Source organism: Micromonospora sp. DH14 (genome assembly GCF_029809455.1).
In the GTDB taxonomy this organism is placed as follows: Bacteria; Actinomycetota; Actinomycetes; order Mycobacteriales; family Micromonosporaceae; genus Micromonospora; species Micromonospora parva.
Genome location: NZ_JARVKT010000027.1, coordinates 1 through 23,021, shown reverse-complemented (window position 1 = coordinate 23,021; position 23,021 = coordinate 1). Strand labels below are relative to the sequence as shown.

Below are 23,021 nucleotides of genomic sequence, written 5' to 3'. Positions count from 1 at the left end.
GGATCATGACACCCGGACGGCGAACGGCCGCGCGGCGTTGCCGGCGCGGTCAGCTGACGGTGACGACCGAGGCGGCGGCGCGGGCGTCGATGGCCTGCTGGTACAGCCGACCGGCCCGGTACGACGAACGCACCAGCGGCCCGCTCATCACCCCGGCGAAGCCGATCTCCTCGGCCTCCTCACGCAGCTCCACGAACTCCTCCGGCTTGACCCAGCGGGTCACCGGGTGGTGGCGGGGGGAGGGACGCAGGTACTGGGTGATGGTGATCAGCTCGCAGCCGGCCTCGTGCAGGTCACGCAGCGCCTGCGAGACCTCGGCCCGCTCCTCGCCCATGCCCAGGATGAGGTTGCTCTTGGTGACCAGGCCGTCGGCGCGGGCCTGCCGGATCACGTCCAGCGAACGGTCGTAGCGGAAGGCCGGGCGGATGCGCTTGAAGATGCGCGGCACGGTCTCCACGTTGTGCGCCAACACCTCCGGGCGGGAGCCGAAAACCTCGGCCAACTGCTCGGGGACGGCGTTGAAGTCGGGGATCAGCAGCTCGACGCCGCAACCCGGCTGCAGGGCGTGGATCTGTCGGACGGTCTCGGCGTACAGCCACGCGCCGCCGTCGGGCAGGTCGTCGCGGGCGACGCCGGTGATGGTCGCGTAGCGCAGGCCCATCGAGACCACCGACTCGGCGACCCGGCGCGGCTCGTCGGCGTCGAATTCGGCCGGCTTGCCGGTGTCGATCTGGCAGAAGTCGCAGCGCCGGGTGCACTGGTCACCACCGATGAGGAAGGTGGCTTCGCGGTCTTCCCAGCACTCGTAGATGTTGGGGCAGCCGGCCTCCTGGCAGACGGTGTGCAGCCCTTCGCGCGAGACGAGCCCGCGCAGCTGGGTGTACTCCGGGCCCATCTTGGCCTTGACCTTGATCCATGGCGGTTTGCGCTCGATCGGCGTCTCGGCGTTGCGCGCCTCGATCCGCAGCAGACGCCGCCCCTCGGGGGCCGCCGTTGCGGTGCGCGCTGCCTGGCCGGTCGTCGGCGCGGAGTGCTCGATCGTCACGAAAACGAGCCTACGCCCGACGGCAGGTGTCTATGTGCGTCGGGCGACCGGCGTCACGCCCCGAACGTTGTGACGCCGGACACCGGGGTGTCGAAAATGTGCGTCACACGAGCGGGATTCGGGTGCTACGGTCGCCGCCAACAGCGACGACGGAGCCGAGTAGCGCGCCGACCCGCCAGTGCAGAGAGCCGCCGGTGCTGAGAGGCGGTCTGGTGCCGGTGGGCGAAGGTGTGGTGGCACCGCGAGGTTCCCGCTCGCCCACACCTGCCTGGGGCTGATGCGACGCTTCGCTTCCCCCCGGGCGGCGACGGCGTGGCGATCGACCGAGGAGCAGCACGCCATGCAACGAACCCTGTCCCATCACCTGCCCGCCAGCATCGGCACGACAGTGCGGATCGCCGGCTGGGTGCACCGCCGCCGACTGCTCAAGTCGGTGGCCTTCCTGATCGTGCGGGACGCCGCCGGCCTGGCCCAGGTGGTCGTCACCGACCCGGCCGTCCGCGCCGAACTGGAGAAACTCACCGAGGAGACGGTCGTCGAGGTCACCGCCACGGCCACCGCGAACCGCACGGCGCCCGCCGGGGTCGAGCTGACCGACCCGACGGTACGTCCACTCGGGCCGCCCGCCGCGCCGCCACCGTTCGACCTGTACCGGCCGGCGCTCACCGCGAGCCTGCCCACCCAGCTGGACCACGCGCCCACCGCGCTGCGGCACCCCACCCGCTCGGCCGCGCTGCGGATCTCGGCGGCGGCGGTCGCCGGGTTCCGGACCGCGCTCGACGCCCGCGACTTCGTGGAGATCCACACGCCGAAGGTGGTCAGCTCCAGCACCGAGAGCGGGGCGAACGTGTTCGCGCTGGACTGGTTCGGCCGGCCCGCGTACCTGGCCCAGTCGCCGCAGTTCTACAAGCAGCTGATGGTCGGCGTCTTCGAACGTGTCTACGAGGTGGGGCCGGTCTTCCGGGCCGAGCCGCACGACACCGTCCGGCACCTCGCGCAGTACACGTCGCTCGACGCGGAGCTGGGCTTCGTCGCCGACCACTCCGACGTGATGCGGGTGCTGCGCGACACGCTGGCCGGCATGCTGGGCGCGGTGGGCGAGCGGGCCGGCGCGGCCCTGGCGACGCTCGGCGTCACCGCGCCGCAGGTGCCGGCGGAGATCCCGGCGGTGCACTTCACCGAGGCGCTGACGATCGCCGGCGCGCCCGCCGACGAGCCGGACCTCGCGCCCGCCCACGAACGGGCACTGGGCGAGTGGGCCCGGCGCGAACACGGGTCGGACTTCCTCTACGTCACCGGCTACCCGATGGCGAAGCGGCCCTTCTACACCCACCCGGACCCGGCGCGGCCCGCGTACTCGAACGGTTTTGACCTGCTCTTTCGGGGTCTGGAACTGGTCACCGGCGGGCAGCGGCTGCACCGGCACGCCGACTACCTGGCGGCGTTGGCGGCCCGGGGCGAGCCGGTCGAGCCGTACGCCGGCTACCTGGACGCGTTCCGGCACGGCATGCCGCCGCACGGCGGCTTCGCCATCGGCCTGGAACGGTTCGTGGCCCGGCTGGTCGGCGCGGCCAACATCCGGGAGGTCGCCGCGTTCCCGCGCGACCTGCACCGCCTGACTCCGTAAGGTCCGCCCTGTCGGCCCACCCGATCGGGTGGGCCGGCGGCGGGGCTCAGGCGGGGCCGAGCAGGTCCCAGAGGTTGCCGGCGATGTCGCGGAAGACAGCGACCTTGCCGTACGGCTCGGTGCGCGGCGGCTTGACGAACTCGACGTGCATCCCGACCATCCGGCGGTACGTGGCGTCGAAGTCGTCGACCTGGAGGAAGAACCCGACCCGGCCGTGGGTCTGGTCGCCCACTGCGGCCTCCTGCCGCTCGCCGTCGGCGCGGGCCAGCAGCAACCCGGTGCCGCCGCCCGGCGGGCGGACCACCACCCAGCGCTTCGGTCGCCCGTCGTTGGTCAGCGACGGGGAGTCCTCGGCCAACTCGAAGCCGAGTGCCCCGGTGAAGAAGGCGATGGCGGGGTCGTACTCGGTGACGACAACGGTGACGAGGTCGATCTGCATTGGCCCGAGGATAGGCCGGGCCTCGGTCACCCCGGCGCGCGGCCGGGCCTGCTCAGACCGTGACGAGGGTGGAGAGCCGACGCTCGACCACCGGGAGCACGTCGGCGACGCTGATCGGGCGGCCCAGCTCGGCGGTGAGCGAGGTGACGCCGGCGTCCCGGATGCCGCACGGCACGATCCGGTCGAAGTACGTCAGGTCGCAGTCACAGTTGATCGAGAAGCCGTGCAGGGTGACGCCCCGGGCCACCCGGATGCCGATGGCGGCCACCTTGCGGGCCGGCCCCCGGTCGTCCTCGGGCACCCAGACCCCGCTGCGCCCCTCGACCCGGCCGGCGCTCAGCCCGAACTCGGCGCACACGTCGATGAGCAGCTCTTCGGTCCGGCGCACGTAGGCCACCACGTCCACCGGGTCGGGCAGGCGCAGGATCGGGTAACCGACGAGCTGCCCCGGCCCATGCCAGGTGATCTTGCCGCCGCGGTCCACGTCGACGACCGGAGTGCCGTCCATCGGCCGGTCCCACGGTTCGGTGCGCTTGCCGGCGGTGTAGACGCTGGGGTGCTCCAGCAGCAGCACGGTGTCGCCGCGCTCGCCAGCCACCACCGACTCGTGCAGGCGTCGCTGCTCGTCCCAGGCGGCCTGGTAGTCGAGCAGGCCGGCACGAACGGCCGTCAGGCCGGGGGTCGTCGTTGTCACGGCATCAAGCCTAGTCCCGCCATGGGCGATCTTCCCTGGTGAGCCGCCTCACCGGCGAAGATCACCACGCGGGTCGGGCGTTACCGGTCGGCCGCTGGGATCCGCCAGAGCCAGACGTCGTCGACCCGCTGCGGCTCGCCGAACAGGGCGGTGGCGGTACGCCGCAGCGCCTCCTCGTCCACCTCGAACTTCGCGCCGTGCACCTGGTCGGCGAGCACCACCGTCTCGATGCGCCAGTGCCGCAGGTCCGACTGGACCTCCCGGATCGTTCCGTCGGTGACGATGGGGACCAACCCGGTCCGGCCGGCCTGGTCCATCAACGCGCTCAGGGTGCGCGGCACCGGACCGATCCGGCCCCGCCCGTCCGGCCCGCCGGGGCCGAGGAAGAAGCCGCCCGGAATGGCGAACTCGCCCTGCCGGTGCGACAACGCGTACGCCTGCCACCGCTGGCCGTCCGGGTAGATGTCCACAGTCAGCGGCAGCGGGGTCAGCACCCCGTCGGGTGAGACGTACTCCCGCCAGGTGCCGGAGGTGATGAACTCCGGTATCGGCTCCCGCTCGTCGGTCAGCAGCGGGGTGGGCAGCAGCGGCGCCAGGGCCACCACGAAACCGACCAGCCAGGCCAGCTCCGTGGAGCGGTGCCGCAGTGGAGCGGCGCGCAACTGGTCGATCGTGTACGCCAGCAACAGCCCGACCACCGGCGCGACCACCAGCGCCAGCCGGGCCGGTAGCGCGGCGTTCACCACCGGCAGTTGTCCGAGCAGGTCGAACGGCATGGGGAGGTCGGTGCGTCGGCCGTCGACCTTGGCGACCGGACCGAAGGAGAGCACCGTGAAGATCAGCGCGACGACGCCCAGCGCCCAGAGGGTGGCCCGGCGGTGCGCGTCGGCCCGACGCCAGAGCGCGATGAAACAGACCACTGTGAGCACCAGCAGCGGGATGCCGAAGAACGAGTTCTCCTCGGTCGGGTTGGGTGCCAGCGAGGTGCCCAACCCGACCTCGCCGGCCAGCGAGCGGCGCGGGAAGGCGGCGAACGCCGCGATGTCCTCGGAGTGGATCACCGGGTCGAAGCCGGTGCCGTGGAACCGTTGTGGCCCGGCGAAGTGCAACCACAGCGGGTACGACAACAGCACCCCGGCGACCACCGCGGTCACCCCGAGCCCGCGCAGGAAATTGGGCAGCGCCGCGCGCGCCTCGGCCCGGTTGGCCGGGTGCAGCGCCCAGATGGCGACGAACACTCCCAGCGCCAGCGCGGTGAAGAAGAGCCCCTCGGCGGCGATCGAGAAGGCCACCGCGACCAGCACGCCGAGGATCACCCCGTCGCGGAGCCAGTGCCCCGGGCGGCGCAGCGCGAACAGCCGCCAGATCAACAGCGGCACCAGCCAACCGGCGGTCCAGTTCAGGTGCGCGTTGGCGTGCGACACCATGCCGGGGGAGTAGGCGATGAACAGCGCGCCCACCCCGGCGGCCAGGTGGCTGCGGACCAGGTGCCGTGACAACAGCCAGTACCAGGCCAACGCCGTGGCGAGCAGGTTCAGGGTGAGGATCACCAGGAACGTCGCCGGCGGCCCGATGAGGTACGTGAGCGGGGCAAAGACCACCGCGTACACGGTGACCGTCGTGTTGACCGCGAGGTTCACGCCGTCCGGGACGTTGATCAGGTAGGTGAAGAGCGGGTTCTCCCCGTGGGTGACCGCGTGCCCGCCGAAGGCCAGCAGCCACTCGAACAGCGCCTGGTCGCTGGAGTTGACGGTGATGGTCCGCACGTTCGGGTCCCGCCACAGCCCACTGGTCACCCAGACGGCGAGCGCGAGCGCCACCAGCACGACGATCAGGTCGGCCCGGCGGTTCCGGACGGCGCGCGGCGGTGACGCGGGTGCGGGCCCGGTGGCCAGCGACGGGGAGGACGGCACGCAGCGGACGTTACCAACCGGACCTGGACGGGCCGGTCAGACCTGCAAGGACGGGACCGTTGGGGACGGATTAGGTCCGCCTCGTCGATGGTTCGGCGTACACAGCGTCCGTCGTGAATGTGTGAGTGTGCGCCATGTCATAGCGGCGACACACCGTCGTAACGTCTCGGCAACTCGACCGTGACCCAGTTCACAGTCCGCCCCCTCAGGAGGCCGCCGTGCGCCGCTCCTCGTCCATCCTCACCCGGCTGCTCGGTGCGGTCGCCGGGGTCGCCCTCGCCGCCGCGGGCGTGGTCGCCATCGCCGCACCCGCCCAGGCCGCCACCCTCACCCAGGTCACCGGTTTCGGCTCCAACCCCGGCAACCTCGCCATGTACGCCTACCGGCCGGACAACCTGCCGGCCAACTCCCCGGCCGTCGTCCTGCTGCACGGGTGTACGCAGAACGCCTCCGGCTACTTCGCCAACTCCGGCTGGCAGAAGTACGCCGACCAGTGGAAGTTCGCCCTGATCGTCGCCCAGCAGCCGTCCGGCAACAATGCCAACTCCTGTTTCAACTTCTTCGAGGCGGGCGACACCACCCGAGGCCAGGGCGAGGCGCTGTCGATCAAGCAGATGGTCGACCACGCCAAGGCGAACTTCGGGGTGAACGGCTCCCGGGTGTACGTCAGCGGGCTCTCCGCGGGCGGGGCGATGAGTGCCGTCATGCTCGCCACCTACCCGGACGTCTTCGCCGCCGGATCGATCATCGCCGGGATCCCGTACCGCTGCGCCACCAGCATGGTCAACGCGTTCAGCTGCATGAGCCCGGGTTCGGACAAGACCCCGGCAGCCTGGGGTGACCTGGTGCGGGGCGCGTACTCCGGCTACACCGGCCCGCGCCCCCGGGTGGCCATCTGGCACGGCACCTCGGACTACACGGTCGCCCCGCTCAACGCCACCGAGTCCCGCGACCAGTGGACCAACGTGCGGGGCGTCTCGCAGACCCCGACCAGCACGTCGTCGCTGCCCGGCAACACGACCCTGGAGGTGTACGGCAACGACGACGTGCGGCTCTACCGGGTCTCCGGGATGGGCCACGGCACCCCGGTCGACCCGGGCTCCGCAGCCGAACAGTGCGGCACCGCCACCGCGTACTTCCTGGACACCATCTGCTCGACGTACCGTGACGCGCTCTTCTTCGGTCTGAACGGTGGCGGCACCGGCCCGACCCCCACCCCGACGCCGACGGTCACCCCGACCCCGACCCCGACCCCGACCACGCCCGCGACCTGCGTGACGGCCAGCAACTACGCGCACGTGACGGCCGGTCGGGCGTACCAGTCCGGCGGGTACGCCTACGCCAACGGCTCCAACGAGCGGATGGGCCTCTACAACACCTTCTACACCACCGCCCTGAAGCAGACCGCCCCCAACTACTGGGTGATCGGCTGCTGATCCCACCCCCCTCTTGATCAAGAGGTTTGCGTCATCCGGAAGCCGGAATCTGACGCAAACCTCTTGATCAACGGTGGCGTCAGCGTGGGATCAGGTCAGCCGGGCCAGGACCGGCGTGAGCGGATCCAGCGCGTCGCGGCGGACCACGAACCGGGTCACCCCCCAGCGCTTCTCGTGCTCGGCGACCGCCGTGACGATCTCGTCCACCGTGCCGATCAGCACGAACGGAGTGGCCAGCAGTTCGGCGACGGTCATGCCGTTGCGTCGGGCCTGCTCCGCGGCGGCAGCCTCCGCGTCGTCGGTGACCACCACCGTCTGCACCAGCGCCTCCAGCGCCGGCGGATCGGCCCGGCCGGTTGCGCCGGCGGCCACACAGGCCAGCTGCGCCTCGATCTGGTCGGTCCGCCAGCGAGCCTCATGCTGGTGGCCGTCGGCGAGGGTACGTCCGAACCCGGTCAGCCCGACCACGTCGGCGTGCGCGCCGGCCCACCGCAGCAGCGTCGAGTTCGCCGTACCCATCGTGAGCGGGATCCGCTCCTGCACCGGCCGGGGTTCGCGCAGCACCGCCTCGCGCATCGTCAACTCGGCCGTCTCGACCGTGACCGGGGCGCCGTCGAGCAGGGCGCGGACCGCCTCGGCGACGGCCACGCAACGGCGGACCCGACCGGCCACGTCGGGGCGTTCCCGGCCCACCGCGCGCCACTCCGCCGGGGTGTGACCGGCGCCGACACCGAGCCGGGCCCGTCCACCGGAGATCAGATCGAGGGTGGCCACGTCGGCCGCGAGCAGCATCGGTTCCCGTACGCCGAGGTTTGACACGTACGAGCCGAGCCCGATCGTCGAGGTGACCGGGGCGGCGGCGGCCAGCGCCACGAACGGTGACGTCACGTCGCCAGGGTGGTCGGCGGCGAGCAGGGCGTCGAAGCCGGCGGTCTCGGCCCGGCGGGCCAGCTCGGCCCAGCTCGCCGCGTCGGTCGGGGTGGCCTGGAGGGAGAAAGTCGCCATCGGTCCAGCTTGGGCCCACGCCGGCCCACTGACCGCAGATTTCTGCCGAGGGCCGAACCACCCCTGCCCCTGTTGATCAAGAGGTTTGCGTCATCCGGGAGCCGGAGTCTGACGCAAACTTCTTGATCAACGCCAGTGGTGGCGGGGGCGGGTGGGGGTCAGGGGGTGGGGGTCAGGGCTGCTTTGAGGGCTTGGGGAAGGGTCTGGTGCTGGTAGGGGTAGGCGGCTCGGGTCAGGACTCCGGGGAGGACGCGGGTGCTGGTGAGGGCCTCGTGAGCGAAACCGCCGAGGACCACCTTGAGCGCCAGCGCGGGGATCGGGATGATCGCCGGGCGGTGCAGCTGCCGGCCCAGTTCCCGGGTGAACTCGGCGTTCGTCACCGGGTTCGGCCCCACCACGTTCACCGGGCCGGCGATGTCGTCGTGGTCGAGCAGGAAGCGGGTCGCGTCCAGCCAGTCGGCCATCGAGATCCACGGCAGCCACTGCCGGCCGCTGCCCAGCCGGCCGGCGATACCCAGCTTGAACGGCAGCAGTTGCGGCTTGAGCAGCCCGCCCTCGCGGTTCAGTGGCAGGCCGGTCCGCAGCCGCACCACGCGTACCCCGGCGTCCTCGGCCGGCCGGGTCGCGGCCTCCCACACCCGGCAGACGTCGGCCAGGAAGCCCTCGCCGGCCGGCGCGTCCTCCTCGACCGCCCGGTCGCCGGTGTTGCCGTACCAGCCCACGGCCGATGAGTTGAGCAGCACCCGGGGTCGGTCCGCGGTGGGCAGCCCGGCGATGGTGGTCGCCAGCGTGGTGGTGCTGTCCACCCGGCTGGTGCGGATCAACCGGCGGTAGTCGTCGTTCCAGCGCTTGTCGCCGACGCCCGCCCCGGCCAGGTTGATGACCGCGTCCGCCTCGGCGACGACGGCCGGGTCGAGTTGCCCGGCGGCGGGGTCCCACTGCCGCTGCTGCGAGTCGTGCGGCGACCGACGGACCAGCCGGGTGATCTGGTGCCCGTCGGCGGTGAGCCGGTCGGCCAGCCGGGTGCCGAGGAAGCCGGACGCGCCGGCCAGAAGGATCCGCATACCCCCATCTTCGTCCAAACCCCCACGCCCGGACGCACTCAGTCCGCAGCCCTCTCGCCGACCTTGCACTTTCGGTCGCCGTTCTGCCCCGTCACATCCGTTTCGCCGGGACAGCAAGTGCAAGATCGACGAGGTCAGGGCGGGGTTAGGGCGGGGTCAGGGGGTGAGGGCCGGGCGTAGGTCGGTTAGCAGGCGTTCCACCTCGGCGTACGACTCGGGGCTCAGTGGGCCCAGTTCCAGGGTGGCCAGGTTCTCGTCGGCCTGGGCCACGGTGCGCAGGCCGGGGATCGGCACGGTACGGGGGCTGCGCGCCAGCAGCCAGCCGAGCGCTCCCTGCGCGAGGGTGCGCCCGTCGGCGGTGAGCGCCGCGCGGACCTGGTCGACCCGGGCCGCCCAGCGTGGCGTCGGCCGGCCGTCGGTGAACCACTCCAGCCATTCCGGTGCCCGCCCGCGCACGTCGTCCGCCCCGACCGCCCGGGTCGACCCGGTGAGCAGCCCCATCGCCAACGGCCCACGGTTGAGGCTGGCCAGGTCGTGCGTGTCGCAGACCGCCAGCACCGCCGCGTTGTCGCGCAGCACCGACTCGTCGTGCTGGATCGCGGCGCAGTGCGGGCCGGCGGCCGCGAACGCCTGCGCCGAGGCGGGGTCGTCGGTGCTCCAGCCGTACGCCCGGATCTTGCCCTGGTCGACCAGGCCCTCCAGGGTGTCGATCAGATCGAGCGCGGCGGGCACCGGCAGGTCGTTGAGGTGCAGTTGGTAGAGGTCCACGTAGTCGGTGCCGAGCCGGCGCAGCGAGTCGTCCAGGCTGCGCACCGCGAAGGCCGGGCTGGCGTCGGTGCCGACCGCCCGCCGGGTGCTCTCCTCGCTGACGTTGCCGAACTTGGTGGCGATCACCACGCTGTCCCGTCGCCCGGCCAGGGCCTTTCCGAGGATCCGTTCGCTGTGTCCGGCGCCGTAGTTGCTGGCGGTGTCGAACAGGGTCACCCCGAGTTCGAGCGCCCGGTGGATGGTGCGGATCGACTCGGCGTCGTCCACCTCACCCCAGCCGAACGGCTGCCCGTCGTCACCCCAGAGCGGGCCGCCGATGGCCCAGCATCCCATTCCGATAGCGCTCACCGTGATGTCGCTGCGTCCCAGCGTCCGTGTCGTCGTCATGGTCACCAGCCTCCAACCTGGAGCGCGCTCCAGGTCAAGCACTACCATCTCGCGAATGAGCGGTTACGCCCCTTCGGAGGCCGCCCGCCGCAGCGGCTTCAGCCTGGACACCCTGCGGTACTACGAGAAGATCGGCCTGCTCGCCGACGTGGAGCGGACGGCTGGTGGTCAGCGGGTCTTCACCGACGACGACCTCGGCTGGCTCGAATTGTTCCGGTGTCTGCGCGACACCGGGATGCCGATCGCGCAGATGCGCCGCTACGCGCAACTGGCCCGCGAGGGTGACCACACCGTCGACGAGCGCTGTGCACTGCTGCGAACCCACGCGGTGCGGGTCGAGGAGCAGATGGGCCTGCTCCAGCGTCAGTACGAGCATCTCCGGGAGAAGATCCGCTACTACGAGCGGCTGCCCGGCCCGGTGCCGGAGGTGGAGCAGACCGGGACAGCCGCCCGTTCCGTCGCCTAGACATATAGAACTGGCTCCCGGTCTCAGCCCGCTGCGTCGTCGCCTGCGGCGAGCCGCTCCAGGCCCGAAGCGTCGCTGGGTGTGGCAGGCAGGAAGACCACCAGGTGCTGAGTGGGGTTCTCGACCACAGCGAGTTTCGTGTAGTTCAGGTCGATACGACCTGCTCGTGGATGATGGAATCGCTTGGTCGCTGAAGCGAATGCCTGAATGGGATGTTCGGACCAGATGGCGACGAACGCAGGGCTGGCCTCGTTGAGCGCACTGATGAGGGCGTCGATCCGGGGGTCGTCGGGATAACGGCCGGCGGAGGCACGGAACTGGCCGACTATCTGCCTGGCCTCGCGCTGCCAGTCGACAACCAGAGTCCGCATCGCAGTCCGGGTGAACAACAGCCAGAGGCTGTTGCGTTCCTCCTCGGGAAGGCCGTCCAGGCCCCCGACGAGGCATTCATAGGCCCGGTTGTAGGCGAGTACGTCCCAGCACGAGTCGATCACGTAGGCGGGGTTGGGTTGGAGGGCGGTGACCAGTTGACAGAGGGTGGGATTGACGCTCCTCCGCGGTGGGGCCTCGTCGGGCACTGCGGTCTCCGCGAGGGTGAACAGATGCCGCCGTTCCGCGGCGGTGAGGTGCAGGGTGCGCGCCAGGCTCTCCAGAACCTGGCGGCTGACGCTGATGTCCCTGGCCTGCTCAAGCCACGTGTACCAGGTGACACTGACGCCCGACAGCTGGGCCACTTCCTCGCGCCGCAGCCCGGGGGTGCGACGACGGGGCCCGCGCACGATGCCGACCTCCTCGGGAGCAAGCGCCTCCCGGCGTGACCGGAGAAACCCGGCGAGAAGTTCGCGTTGCGTCACGGCTCCCATACAAGCGCCCGCCTTCGCTGCTCGTCCTGGTGGCCCTCATACCAGCATAACTGCGCACCTGTACCAGGTTAAGGCGCGCACACATGCTGAGCACATGACCACATCACATGGCAGCCAGGTCGCCGCTGCCCACCCCTCGGGCACCACCAAGGAGCCCAGGTGGGGCCGCCCGGTCGCAGTCCTTGCGGTCGGGTCGTTCGCGATGGGCACCGACTCGTTCGTACTGGCGGGCATCCTGCCGCAGATCTCGCACGGCCTGAGCGTTTCGGCTGGCGCGGCCGGCCAGGTCATCACCACGTTCGCGCTGGTCTACGGCCTGACCGCTCCACTGCTGGCCGCCTTCACCGCGCGGCTGCCGCGCAAGCCGTTAATGGCCTGCGCCCTGACCTTGTTCATCCTGGCCAATCTCGCCTCGGCGATCGCCCCGACGCTGGCGCTGCTGCTCACGGCGCGGATCGCGGCCGGACTCGGTGCAGCCCTGTTCACGCCCAACGCATCGGCCGCCGCGGCAGCGCTCGCCGGACCGCTCCGGCGTGGCCAGGCCCTCGCGGTGATCTTGGGTGGGTTGACCGTCGGAACGGTACTCGGCGTCCCCGTCGGCACCGCGATCGGCCAGCAGGTGTCTTGGCGGGCGAGCCTGGTGTTCAGCGCCGCCACCGGCGTGGTCGCGCTTGTCGGGTTGATGGCCACGCTGCCACGGCTACCCATGCCCCCCACGGTGCCACTGGCCGCGCGGTTCGGGGTCATGGCCCGGGGCCGTGTGCTGACCATCGTCGCGTTCATGATGTTGACCAGCGCCTCCAGCATCATGGTCTACACCTACATCGCCGAGGTACTCGGCCAGACCACACATACCACCGGTGCCGCCCTGGCGGTGGCGCTACTGGTCTGGGGTGTCGGCGGTGTGGTGGGTTCGTTCGGCAGCGGATGGCTGACCGACCGCTGGGGAGCCGAACCGACACTCTGGCTTGCCAGCGCCATGCTCGCGCTCACGCTAGCGGCCTTCACCATCACTTACTCCACAGCCATGGCCACGGTGGTCATGGCTGTGAACGGGGCCGCTGCCTGGGCCGTGGCCACACCCAACAACCACCGCCTCACCGGGCTGGCACCGGACCTGGCCAGCGTCGTCATCTCCTTCAACTCCTCCGCGCTCTACCTGGGGCAGGCACTCGGAGCAGGGCTCGGCGGCCTGCTTCTCACGCATGGCGCCGGCGCACGGCTGCTGTGCCTCGCCGCAGCCGCGCTCGCGGTGCTCGCCTGCGTGCTCCATCTGCTGATCGGTCGGCCCGCTCCGGCATCGGCTTGACCCACGACAGCCGGGTTCGCCGAAGATGCGTACAGAATCCGGCAGCCCTCCCGCAGGCTCTCGGACCTGAAGGGGTCGCCCACCAGGGCGGGAAGGGACTAGACGGGAGACCGGTCAGCCGGGCGGCGCGGTCAGGCCGAGGAGTTCCTCGGCTGTCCCGGCTCGACCGGTGAGCGCGTTCAGGGCGGTGACCAGCCGCTTCTCCTCGTAGCGGAAGTGCGATTCGAGCAGGGCGGCCAACCCGCCCAACTCGGCGCGCACCTGGGCGACCGGCACCGCCGCGTCGCCGCCCAGCAGCGCCTCGACCCGTTCCAGGATCCCCGCCACCACCTGATGGTCGGTGATCAGGTTCGCGATCACCGGACGCAGCTCGGGGACCTCCTCGGCCAGCAACCGGAACGCGCCCGCGTCCTCGCCGGTGTGGTGTCGCCCCAGTGCGGCGCAGAAGGTCAGGCAGTGCGCCCGCAGGTCCCGCGACGGGGTGTCGAGGCTGTTCTGTAACCGGGCCAGTTCCGCGCTGAGCCAGAGGTGGATCTCGATCATCTGATTGCCGACGGCGGCGAGCCGGTCGGCCGGTGAACCGTTTGGGTGCACGTGAGTCCCATGCTGTCCCCGCGCCTCCATGCCCACGGCGGCCTTCGTGCCGGGTGCACCGCGACGCTGCGCCGGAGTCTATCCCGATCGGACCGGCCGGCGGCGGCCCGCGCCGGCAAGCGGCAGTGATCACGGAGTGGTCGGCTCGTCGGTCTCCCGGACGTCGTGCCAGCGCGCCCGCCAGCCGGCCTCGTGGGCCTCGTGACTGGTCCGTTCCTGGAAGACGGCGGCGCGCAACGCGTGCCGGGATTGCGACATGACCATCACCTCCACCGCCACCAGCGCCACGCAGATCACTGTCGCGAGGGTGAGCGCGCCCAGCGCCGGCAGGTGCTGGCCTACCGGGAGGGCCGCGCTGAGCACGAGGATGACGCCGATGCGGGTCCACGTGACGGTGTGCAGGGTGCGCAACTGAAAGAGCAGGTTGACGGCGAAGTAGCAGATCAGCCCACCGAACAGCATCGGCACCGCCGGCCCTTCGACCTTCTCCGCGATCCCGCCGGCCGGGTCGGTGATCTTGTGGAGGATCTCCTCGTTGCCGATCGAGAAGAGGATCACCCCGGCGATCATCGGCAGGTAGAGGTACGCGTACGCGTCGCGGGCCATCGCCACCCGGGGGGCACCCTCCGCCGCGTGCAGGGCGATCCGGGCGGCCGGCCCGATGAAGTCGAAGTGCGCCCACCAGAGGGCGGCGGTGACCACGATGCCGAGCGCGGCGGCGGCCACCGCCGGCCAGGTGACCGGCTTGCCGAGCAGGTTGCCGCCCACCCCCGTGGAGATGATCGACTCGCCCAGCGCGATGATCAGGATGAGGTCGTAGCGTTCCGTCCAGTGCTCGGCGCTGGTCACCCCCCAGCCCCAGGTCCCGACGATGAAGCCGGTCGCGTACTGCACCACCACCACGGTGACCCACAGCCCGTCGCGGACCATGGCGGCCTGGTCGGGGTCGGTGATCTGCGGTGGGATGAGGGCGGCGGCCAGCAACAGCACGATGCTCACCGTCAGCTCCGGTGCGAACCGCCGCAGTTGCCGCCGCTCCTGTGGGCTGTCCCGCACCACATGCTGATAAAGGATCATGTGTACGGCCCGGACCACGACGTAGCTGATCGCCACCAGCATCGGGCCGGCGGCGCTCCCCTTCGGGTCGCTGAACGCCTGCGGCAGCCCCAACGCGAACGCGAACAGCGCGACCATCGCGATCACCATGAGCACCGGGACGTAGCCCTCGCCGAGCCGGACCCGGGTGGCGACCAGGCTGTGCACCACCCAGATCCACCAGAGCACGGCGAGCACCAGGCCGGCGTGCAGCAGTTGCCGTCCGGAGATGTTCGCCGCGGTGGCCCGGGTGATGATGAAGAACGAGAAGACGAAGACCAGGTCGAAGAAGACCTCGAACTTGTCCACCCGGGCCCCGGGGGCGATCGGCACGGCCGGTCCCAGCTGTCCACCCCGCCGGTAGCCGCCCACGTCCCAACTCTGGCAGCGTTCGGGCTGGTCGGAGGGTCGAACGGCGATGGCGACGGATCCAGCGTTACCTCCGGCCCGGGTCGGGGAAACACCGGGACCGCGGCCTCCCGCAGCGGGCCGGCCGGTCCGCCCCACCCGGACAAGGATGGACAATGACGACGAACAATCCGATCAGCACTCCGTTCGCTCATCACTCCACGGCGATGGACGTGATCAAGGGCGTGGACCTCGTCGGGCGGCGGGCGGTCGTCACCGGCGGGTCCTCCGGGATCGGCGTGGAGACCGCCCGCGCCCTGGCCAGCGCCGGCGCGGCGGTCACCCTCGCGGTCCGCAACGCCGACGCCGGGCAGAAGGCCGCCGACGACATCACCGGCACCACCGGCAACGACCGGGTCCTGGTCGCCCCGCTCGACCTCGCCGATCAGGGTTCGGTCGCCGACTTCGTGGCCAACTGGGACGGCCCGCTGCACATCCTGGTCAACAACGCCGGCATCATGGCCGCACCCCTGTCCCGCACGCCGCAGGGCTGGGAGATGCAGTTCGCCACCAACCACCTGGGGCACTTCGCGCTCGCCAACGGACTCCGCCCGGCCCTCGCGGCCGGGGACGGGGCCAGGATCGTCTCGGTCAGCTCCGCCGCCCACCTGCGCTCACCGGTGGTCTTCGACGACATCCAGTACGACAACCGGGAGTACGAGCCGTGGCAGGCGTACGGGCAGTCCAAGACGGCCAACGTGCTTTTCGCCGTGGAGGCGACCCGGCGCTGGTCCGACGACGGCATCTACACCAACTCGCTGATGCCCGGCGCGATCCAGACCAACCTCCAGCGCTACGTGAGCAAGGAGGAGTTGGACCGGATGCGGGCGGGCAACGCGGCGGCCTGGAAGACCGTCGAGCAGGGCGCCGCCACCTCCGTGCTGGTCGCCGCGTCACCGCTGCTCGACGAGGTGGGTGGGCGCTACTTCGAGGACTGTCAGCAGGCTGCCCCCGCCCAGCCCGGTGGGCGGACGGGCGTCGCCGACTACGCGCTGGACCCGGAGGCCGCCGAGCGACTCTGGCAGGTCTCGACCGCACTGCTCAAGGGCTGAGCAGCACAACGCAAAGGGCGCCCCGGTCGACGACCGGGGCGCCCTTTTTCGGCGTTCAGGCGGATCAGGCCAGGCCCAGCTCCGACTCGAAGTTGCCGCCCTCCAGCCGCTCCTTGACAGCGGTCAGGAAGCGGGCCGCGTCGGCGCCGTCGATCAGGCGGTGGTCGTAGGACATGGCCAGGTAGACCATCGACCGGACCGCGATGACCTCGCCCAGGTCCGGGTCGTTGACCACGACCGGACGCTTCACCACGGCGCCCGTGCCGAGCATCGCCGACTGCGGCGACGGCACGATCGGCGTGTCGAAGAGCGCGCCCCGGCTGCCCGTGTTGGTCAGCGTGAAGGTCGCACCGGCCATCTCGTCCGGGGTGATCTTGTTGTTCCGGGTGCGCTCGGCCAGGTCGGCGATCCGCTTGGCGATGCCGCCCATGTTGAGGTCACCGGCGTTGTGGATGACCGGCACGAGCAGCCCGCGCTCGGTGTCCACGGCGATGCCGAGGTGCTCGGCGGCCGGGTAGGTGATCGTGCCACCCTCCAGGTCCATGCTGGCCTGGATGATCGGGTGGGTCTGGAGCGCCTCGATGGCGGCGAGGGCGAAGAACGGCAGGAAGGACAGCTTCACGCCGTGCTTGGCCAGGAACGAGTCCTTGGCCTGGGCCCGCAGCTTGGCGACCTTGGTGACGTCGACCTCGACGACAGTGGTCAGCTGCGCCGTCTCGTGCAGCGACTGCTGCATGCGCTTGGCGATCGTCGCCCGGATCCGCGGCAGCTTCTCCGTGGTGCCCCGCTTGGCGCTGGGCTGCGGCTTGACGGCCGGCTTCGGCGCGGCGGCCGGCTGTGCCGCCGGAGCCGGCGCGGCCTTGGCGGCCTTGGCCTTCTCGGCCGCGTCGAGGACGTCCTGCTTGCGGATCCGGCCACCCACGCCGGTGCCGTTGAGCGCGGCCAGGTCGACGCCGTGCTCACTGGCCAGCTTGCGCACCAGCGGAGTCACGTATCCGGCGGCCTCCTCGCCGGCACCCGGCGCCGGTGCGGACGGGCGCGGCGGCGTCGAGGTGGCGGCGGCCGGCTGCGCGGCCTGCTCGGTCTTGGCCGGCTGCGCCGAGCTCTCGGTCTCCGCGGCGGGCTCGTTGTACGACATGCCGGGGGTCGGCTCCTCGACCTTCGGCTCCGGCTTCGGCTCGGCCTTCGGCGCCGGCTTGGCCTCCGCCTTCGGCTCGGGCTTCGGCTCCGGCTTGGCCTGGGCGGGGGCTCCGCCGGCGGCACCGATGATTGCCAGGTCGGCGCCGACCGCCGCGGTCTCGTCCTCGGCGACCTTGATCTCCAGCACCGTGCCGGCGACCGGCGACGGGATCTCGGTGTCCACCTTGTCGGTGGAGACCTCCAGCAGCGGCTCGTCGACCTCGATGGTCTCGCCGACCTGCTTGAGCCAGCGGGTGACAGTACCCTCGGTGACGCTCTCACCCAGGGCCGGCATCTTCACCGGGGTGCCCTCGCCCGACGAGGCGGCGGCCGGAGCCGGCTCCTCGGTCGGGGCCTCGTCCTGGGCGACCTCGTCGGCGGTGCCCTCGGCGGCGGCCGTCGGCTCGGCGGCCGGCTCGACCGCCTCGGCCGGAGCCTGCTCCTGCCCGGCGGCCTCGCCACCACCGGTCGACTCGCCCTCACCGGCGATGACGGCCAGCTCGCTGCCGACCTCGGCGGTCTCGTCCTCGCCGACCACGATCCGGCTCAGCACGCCCGCAGCGGGCGACGGGATCTCGGTGTCGACCTTGTCGGTCGAGACCTCGAGCAGGGGCTCGTCAACCTCGACCGTGTCGCCCTCCTGCTTGAGCCAGCGAGTGACGGTGCCCTCGGTGACGCTCTCGCCGAGCCGGGGCATGGTGACCGATACCGGCATTTTCTGAGACTCCTTCATTCCCCTGGTGGGATCTTCGCCCGTCGCCGGACGCCGCGGTTTGGATGATCAGGCGTGCGAGTGCAGCGGCTTGCCGGCGAGGGCCAGGTGCGCCTCGCCCAACGCCTCGTTCTGGGTCGGGTGGGCGTGCACGAGCTGGGCGACCTCGGCGGGGTACGCCTCCCAGTTGTAGATGAGCTGCGCCTCACCGATCAGCTCACCGACCCGGGCACCGATCATGTGGACGCCGACCACCGGACCGTCCTCGACCCGGACTAGCTTCACGAAGCCGGTGGTCTTGAGGATCTGGCTCTTGCCGTTGCCGCCCAGGTTGTAGTTGTACGTCTTGACCTTGTCGGCGCCGTACTGCTCCTTGGCCTTGGCCTCGGTGAGACCCACCGACGCCAGCTCCGGGTCACAGTAGGTGACGCGCGGGATGCCGACCTCGTCGATCACTGCCGGGGTCTGGCCGGCGATCTCCTCGGCCACGAAGATGCCCTGCTGGAAGCCGCGGTGGGCGAGCTGGAGGCCGGGCACGATGTCGCCGACCGCGTAGACGTTCGGCACGTTGGTACGCAGCCGCTCGTCGGTCAGCACGTAGCCGCGGTCCATCTTGACGCCCTGCTCCTCGTACCCGAGGTTGGCGGTGTTCGGGCCGCGACCGACGGCGACCAGCAGCAGCTCGGCCTCGACGGTCTCGCCGCCCTGGATGGTCAGCTTGACGCCGTTGTCGGTCTTCTCGACCTTCTCGAACGGCTTGCCGACCTTGAAGTTGATCTTACGCTTGCGGAACGCCCGCTCCAGCGCCTTCGACGACTCCTCGTCCTCGGCGGCGACCAGCCGGGGCAGCGCCTCGACGATCGTCACGTCCACACCGAAGGACTTCCACACGCTGGCGAACTCGACGCCGATCACGCCGCCACCGAGCACGATCACCGACGACGGCACCCGGTCCATCGTGAGCGCGTGGTCGCTGGTGATGATCCGCTCGCCGTCGACCTCCAGGCCGGGCAGGCTCTTGGCGTACGAGCCGGAGGCCAGGACGATGTTGCGGCCGGTGTAACGCTTGCCGTCCACCTCGACCACGTTCTTGCCGACCAGCTTGCCGTGGCCCTCGACGATGGTGATCGACTTGTTGCCCTTCAGCATGCCCTGGAGACCCTTGTACAGGCGGGCGATCACGCCGTCCTTGTACGAGTTGACCCCGGCCATGTCGATGCCGATCAGCTCGGCCTTCACGCCGAACTGCTCCGACTCACGGGCCTGGTCGGCGATCTCGGCCGCGTGCAGCAGAGCCTTCGTGGGAATGCAGCCGTTGTGCAGGCAGGTCCCGCCGAGCTTGCCCTTCTCGACCAGCGCGACCTTCAGGCCCAGCTGGACGGCGCGCAGCGCGGTCGCGTAGCCGCCGCTGCCACCTCCGAGAATGACGATGTCGAAGGTCGCTTCGTTCGGCTCGCTCACGTCCAACTCCCAGGTCGCGTCGCTGCATCGGGGGTCACAGGGGTGTAACACGGACACACCCCACCTCGGTCATCTTGTCACCACTGAGCACAGGGTGCGTACTGAGGTGCCCAACGACACGTCATCGACACGTACCCTTGGCACCGTTGTCGATGACGCACGGTGGGGGAGAGATCCGGTGGGGTTGTTCCGGCGCCGCAAACAGGCGGCTGTGCCGAGCCGTGACCGTGCCGCCGATCGTGGCGATCTGGACCATCTGGAGAACTTCATCCGGAGTCGCCGCGGCGTCGAGGCGTTCATCGAGCCGCGGACGACGGTGACGGAGACCACCGTCATCCTGATCGCCGACGACGGGGAGTGGACCCGCCGCCGGATCGACGGGCCGGACGGGGCGCGACGCTTCGCGTACCGGATGGGCATCCCGGTGTACGACGTCCGGCTGATGGGCTACCCGCAGCGGATGCGCGACTTCAACGAGCGCCGCAAACGCCGGCCCGAGCGGTACTGACAAGGGGCCCCCGGCGTCGACCGGAGGCCCCCTCGATGTCCGTCGCGTCAGCCGTTGGCGGCGACGTCCTCGACGAGCTGCACCAGGGTGCGGACCGGAACGCCGGTGCCGCCCTTCGTCCAGTAGCCGGTCGGCTCGCCCGAGTGGTAGCCCGGCCCGGCGATGTCGATGTGCGCCCAGGCCACGTCGTCGGCCACGAACTCACGCAGGAACACGCCGCCCTGCAGCATGTGACCGGCCCGGTCCATGCCGGCGTTGACCTGCGAGATGTCCGCCACATCCGACTCCATGCCCTTACGGACGTCGTCGGGCAGCGGCATCGGCCAGGCCGGCTCGCCGACGGCGTCGCCGGCCACCTTCACCCGGTCGCACAGCTCCGGGGTGCCCATCACGCCGGCCACCCGCTTGCCCAGCGCGATGACCTGGCCGCCGGTCAGGGTGGACGTCTCGAAGAGGTAGTCGGTGCCGTCGGCGCAGGCGCGGGCGATGGCGTCGCCCAGGATCATCCGGCCCTCGGCGTCGGTGTTGAGCACCTCGACCCGCTTGCCGTTGAACATGGTGATCACGTCACCCGGGCGGTAGCTGGTGCCCGAGGGCATGTTCTCCGCCATCGGCAGGTACGCGCTGACCGCCACCGACGGCTTCAGCGCGGCGATCGCCAGCATGGTCGCGCCCACCGCGGCGGCACCCGCCATGTCGGACTTCATCTCCCACATGCCCTGCGCCGGCTTGATCGAGATGCCGCCGGTGTCGAAGGTGATGCCCTTGCCGACCAGCGCGACCCGCTTGCCGTTGCCGCCGCCCTGCGGGGTGTAGGTCAGCTTCACCAGCCGCGGCGGGGCCTCCGAACCCTGCCCGACCGCCACGATGCCGCCGTACCCGCCAGCGGCCAGCGCCGCCTCGTCCAGCACCTCGACGTCGAGACCCGCCTCGCGCGCCGCGCTGGCCACCGCGTCGGCGAACGACGGCGGACGCAGCTGGTTCGGCGCGGTGTTCACCCAGTCCCGGCTGAGCCGGACCGCGCCCGCCACCGCCTGCGCCCGGGCGACCTCGGCCTGGGCGTTCGCGTCGCCGGCGTCCGGCACCGCGATGAGCACCTCGGCCACCGGCTCCCGCCGGGTCGGCTGGGGCCGGGTCTTGTAGCCGGCGAACCGGTACCCACCCAGCAGCGCCCCCTCGGCGATCGCCCGCAGCTCGGCCGACGCGTCCGCGTCATCCGGCAGTGGCAGCGCCAGCGCGACAGTGCTCGCGCCGGCCAGGGCCCGGATCGCGGCACCGGCGGCCCGGCGCAGCGTCTCCGGGGCCGGTGCGGCGCCCGACGGCTCCGGGCCGAGCCCGACCGCGGTGACCAGCGGGGCGGTCACGGTGCCCAGGGTGGCCAGCTTGATGACCTCACCCGGCCCGCCGGTCGCGCCGAGCAGCGCGAGCGTCTCGGTCAGCTTGCCGTCGAACGCGGCCGCGATGCTCTCCGCGCCGCTGGCGAGCAGCAGGGTGCCGGCGAGGCCGCTGGTGGCGCCCTGCTCTCCGGTCTGGCTGTGCACGCCGATCACGATCGCGTCGACGGCGAGCTCGGCCGGGTCGGTGTCGACCAGGCTCAGGTTGGTGGTGCGGGGTGAAGTCACTGAAGCTACTCCGGGCGGGCCGGGCCGGTCGCGGCGTCGCGTACCAGCGGTGAAGGTCTCCGGCGGAACCTACCTGCCGGACGTCATTGCTGTCCCGCCGACGGCGCCAGCGGGCTCCCGCCGATGCTAACCAGCGGCGTTGCCCCCGGTAAGTTGCCACCCATGACCGACGTGACCTCCGACGCCGCCGCGACCCGGCTGCGCCGTTCCCCGCTGCACGAGCGGCACACCGCCGCCGGAGCCAAGTTCGCCCCCTTCGGGGGCTGGGAGATGCCGCTGGAGTACGCCGGCGGGGGAGTGCTCAAGGAGCACACCGCGGTGCGTACGGCGGTCGGGGTCTTCGACGTGTCGCACCTGGGCAAGGCCCGGGTGAGCGGCCCCGGCGCGGCCGACTTCGTCAACTCCTGCCTCAGCAACGACCTGGGCCGGATCGGCCCGGGCCGGGCGCAGTACACGCTCTGCTGCGACGACGCCACCGGCGGCGTGGTGGACGACATCATCGCCTACCTCTACGCCGACGACCACGTCTTCCTCATCCCGAACGCGGCGAACACCGCCGAGGTGGTACGCCGGTTGCGCGCCGCCGCGCCCGCGCAGGTGACAGTCACCGACGAGCACGAGGCGTACGCGGTGCTGGCCGTGCAGGGCCCCCGCTCGGCCGAGTTGCTGGCCGCCCTGGACCTGCCCACCGAGCACGGGTACATGAGCTTCTCCGCCGCGAGCCTGGCCGGGGTGGAGCTGACCGTCTGCCGTACCGGCTACACGGGCGAGTTGGGCTACGAGCTGGTGGTGCCGGCGGAGCACGCGGTCGCGGTCTGGGACGCGCTCTTCGCCGTCGGCGCGACGTTCGGGCTGCGCGCCTGCGGGCTGGCCGCCCGGGACACGCTGCGCACCGAGATGGGTTACCCGCTGCACGGGCAGGACCTCTCCCTGGACATCAGCCCGGTGCAGGCCCGCTCCGGCTGGGCGGTCGGTTGGGACAAGCCGGCCTTCTGGGGCCGCGACGCGCTGCTCGCCGAGAAGGCCGCCGGCCCCCGGCGGACGCTGCGCGGCCTGGTGGCCGTGGACCGGGCCATCCCGCGCCCCGGCATGACCCTGCACGTGGGCGACGTCCAGGTCGGCACCGTGACCAGCGGCACCTTCAGCCCGACGAGGAAGCAGGGCATCGCCCTGGCCCTGCTGGACACCGACGCCAACCTCGCCGACGGCGCCGAAGTCGAGATCGACATCCGAGGCCGCCGAGCCCCCCTGACCCTGACGAAACCCCCCTTCGTAACCCCCTCAGTGAAGTAACCCCCACCCCCACCCACGACCTGGTTGATCATGAAGTTATTGCCACGACACGCCGACGGCGCTGGCAATAACTTCATGATC

General features: G+C 71.2%; 20 protein-coding genes. 7 read left to right on the top strand and 13 right to left on the bottom strand.

Going from position 1 to position 23,021, the window contains the following annotated elements; genetic code table 11:
- Positions 1-49: 49 nt before the first annotated feature.
- Complete coding sequence (lipA, locus tag QCZ28_RS26555; protein WP_081883748.1) at positions 50-1,045, bottom strand: lipoyl synthase; 996 nt, start codon at positions 1,043-1,045, stop codon at positions 50-52.
- Positions 1,046-1,385: 340 nt separating this feature from the next.
- Between lipA and aspS the strand changes: the two genes are divergently transcribed.
- On the top strand, positions 1,386-2,672 hold the full coding sequence (gene aspS, locus QCZ28_RS26550) for an aspartate--tRNA(Asn) ligase (RefSeq protein WP_279519188.1): 1,287 nt from the start codon (positions 1,386-1,388) through the stop codon (positions 2,670-2,672).
- A gap of 46 nt (positions 2,673-2,718) precedes the next feature.
- On the opposite strand, the gene QCZ28_RS26545 is transcribed toward aspS, so the two are convergent.
- The 3 genes from QCZ28_RS26545 to QCZ28_RS26535 form a co-directional block, all read right to left on the bottom strand.
- Positions 2,719-3,111: a VOC family protein gene (locus QCZ28_RS26545; RefSeq protein WP_279519187.1), complete on the bottom strand. Its 393-nt coding sequence runs from the start codon at positions 3,109-3,111 to the stop codon at positions 2,719-2,721.
- A gap of 52 nt (positions 3,112-3,163) precedes the next feature.
- Complete coding sequence (lipB, locus tag QCZ28_RS26540; protein WP_279519186.1) at positions 3,164-3,805, bottom strand: lipoyl(octanoyl) transferase LipB; 642 nt, start codon at positions 3,803-3,805, stop codon at positions 3,164-3,166.
- Between the two features lie 80 nt (positions 3,806-3,885).
- Complete coding sequence (locus tag QCZ28_RS26535; RefSeq protein ID WP_279519185.1) at positions 3,886-5,718, bottom strand: DUF2079 domain-containing protein; 1,833 nt, start codon at positions 5,716-5,718, stop codon at positions 3,886-3,888.
- Positions 5,719-5,936: 218 nt separating this feature from the next.
- Between QCZ28_RS26535 and QCZ28_RS26530 the strand changes: the two genes are divergently transcribed.
- Positions 5,937-7,154 carry a PHB depolymerase family esterase gene (locus QCZ28_RS26530; RefSeq protein WP_279519184.1) on the top strand — a complete coding sequence of 406 codons (1,218 nt, stop codon included), beginning with the start codon at positions 5,937-5,939 and terminating at the stop codon, positions 7,152-7,154.
- 90 nt (positions 7,155-7,244) lie between these two features.
- Here the strand turns inward: QCZ28_RS26530 and QCZ28_RS26525 are convergent, their stop codons facing one another.
- The 3 genes from QCZ28_RS26525 to QCZ28_RS26515 all read right to left on the bottom strand — a co-directional run bounded on the left by QCZ28_RS26525 (position 7,245) and on the right by QCZ28_RS26515 (position 10,378).
- The gene (locus QCZ28_RS26525) at positions 7,245-8,159 is read right to left on the bottom strand and encodes an LLM class flavin-dependent oxidoreductase (RefSeq protein ID WP_279519183.1); all 915 of its coding nucleotides are present in this window, start codon (positions 8,157-8,159) and stop codon (positions 7,245-7,247) included.
- A 158-nt stretch (positions 8,160-8,317) separates the two neighbouring features.
- Entirely contained in the window at positions 8,318-9,223 is a 906-nt protein-coding gene (locus tag QCZ28_RS26520; RefSeq protein ID WP_279519182.1) for a TIGR01777 family oxidoreductase, read from the bottom strand.
- A 156-nt stretch (positions 9,224-9,379) separates the two neighbouring features.
- A complete protein-coding gene (locus tag QCZ28_RS26515; protein ID WP_279519181.1) occupies positions 9,380-10,378 on the bottom strand; it encodes an aldo/keto reductase in 999 nt (332 codons plus the stop codon).
- Positions 10,379-10,433: 55 nt separating this feature from the next.
- On the opposite strand from QCZ28_RS26515, the gene QCZ28_RS26510 reads away from it, so the two are divergent.
- Positions 10,434-10,844, top strand: a complete 411-nt coding sequence (locus QCZ28_RS26510) for a MerR family transcriptional regulator (protein ID WP_279519180.1) — start codon at positions 10,434-10,436, stop codon at positions 10,842-10,844.
- A gap of 23 nt (positions 10,845-10,867) precedes the next feature.
- Here the strand turns inward: QCZ28_RS26510 and QCZ28_RS26505 are convergent, their stop codons facing one another.
- A complete protein-coding gene (locus QCZ28_RS26505; protein WP_279519179.1) occupies positions 10,868-11,698 on the bottom strand; it encodes a helix-turn-helix transcriptional regulator in 831 nt (276 codons plus the stop codon).
- Between QCZ28_RS26505 and QCZ28_RS26500 the strand changes: the two genes are divergently transcribed.
- Positions 11,625-13,016, top strand: coding sequence for an MFS transporter (locus QCZ28_RS26500; RefSeq protein ID WP_347815133.1), 1,392 nt, complete (start codon positions 11,625-11,627; stop codon positions 13,014-13,016). The two genes, QCZ28_RS26505 and QCZ28_RS26500, sit on opposite strands and share 74 nt — an antisense overlap.
- Before the next feature lie 114 nt (positions 13,017-13,130).
- Here QCZ28_RS26500 and QCZ28_RS26495 read toward each other — a convergent pair whose 3' ends face one another.
- The gene (locus QCZ28_RS26495) at positions 13,131-13,610 is read right to left on the bottom strand and encodes a hemerythrin domain-containing protein (protein ID WP_279519177.1); all 480 of its coding nucleotides are present in this window, start codon (positions 13,608-13,610) and stop codon (positions 13,131-13,133) included.
- A gap of 129 nt (positions 13,611-13,739) precedes the next feature.
- The gene (locus tag QCZ28_RS26490; RefSeq protein WP_279519176.1) at positions 13,740-15,077 is read right to left on the bottom strand and encodes a low temperature requirement protein A; all 1,338 of its coding nucleotides are present in this window, start codon (positions 15,075-15,077) and stop codon (positions 13,740-13,742) included.
- A 152-nt stretch (positions 15,078-15,229) separates the two neighbouring features.
- Here QCZ28_RS26490 and QCZ28_RS26485 point away from each other — a divergent pair, with 152 nt between their 5' ends.
- Complete coding sequence (locus tag QCZ28_RS26485) at positions 15,230-16,165, top strand: SDR family NAD(P)-dependent oxidoreductase (protein ID WP_279519175.1); 936 nt, start codon at positions 15,230-15,232, stop codon at positions 16,163-16,165.
- Between the two features lie 64 nt (positions 16,166-16,229).
- Here QCZ28_RS26485 and sucB read toward each other — a convergent pair whose 3' ends face one another.
- Together sucB and lpdA are read right to left on the bottom strand one after the other, a co-directional pair.
- Positions 16,230-18,059 (bottom strand): 2-oxoglutarate dehydrogenase, E2 component, dihydrolipoamide succinyltransferase, encoded by a 1,830-nt coding sequence (sucB, locus tag QCZ28_RS26480; protein ID WP_279519174.1) that lies wholly within the window; start codon positions 18,057-18,059, stop codon positions 16,230-16,232.
- 66 nt (positions 18,060-18,125) lie between these two features.
- Entirely contained in the window at positions 18,126-19,517 is a 1,392-nt protein-coding gene (gene lpdA, locus QCZ28_RS26475) for a dihydrolipoyl dehydrogenase (protein WP_279519173.1), read from the bottom strand.
- Between the two features lie 178 nt (positions 19,518-19,695).
- On the opposite strand from lpdA, the gene QCZ28_RS26470 reads away from it, so the two are divergent.
- The gene (locus tag QCZ28_RS26470; protein ID WP_030337985.1) at positions 19,696-20,025 is read left to right on the top strand and encodes a hypothetical protein; all 330 of its coding nucleotides are present in this window, start codon (positions 19,696-19,698) and stop codon (positions 20,023-20,025) included.
- Positions 20,026-20,072: 47 nt separating this feature from the next.
- On the opposite strand, the gene QCZ28_RS26465 is transcribed toward QCZ28_RS26470, so the two are convergent.
- Positions 20,073-21,647, bottom strand: coding sequence for a leucyl aminopeptidase (locus QCZ28_RS26465; protein WP_279519172.1), 1,575 nt, complete (start codon positions 21,645-21,647; stop codon positions 20,073-20,075).
- A gap of 162 nt (positions 21,648-21,809) precedes the next feature.
- On the opposite strand from QCZ28_RS26465, the gene gcvT reads away from it, so the two are divergent.
- A complete protein-coding gene (gene gcvT, locus QCZ28_RS26460; protein ID WP_279519171.1) occupies positions 21,810-22,940 on the top strand; it encodes a glycine cleavage system aminomethyltransferase GcvT in 1,131 nt (376 codons plus the stop codon).
- Positions 22,941-23,021: the final 81 nt, after the last annotated feature.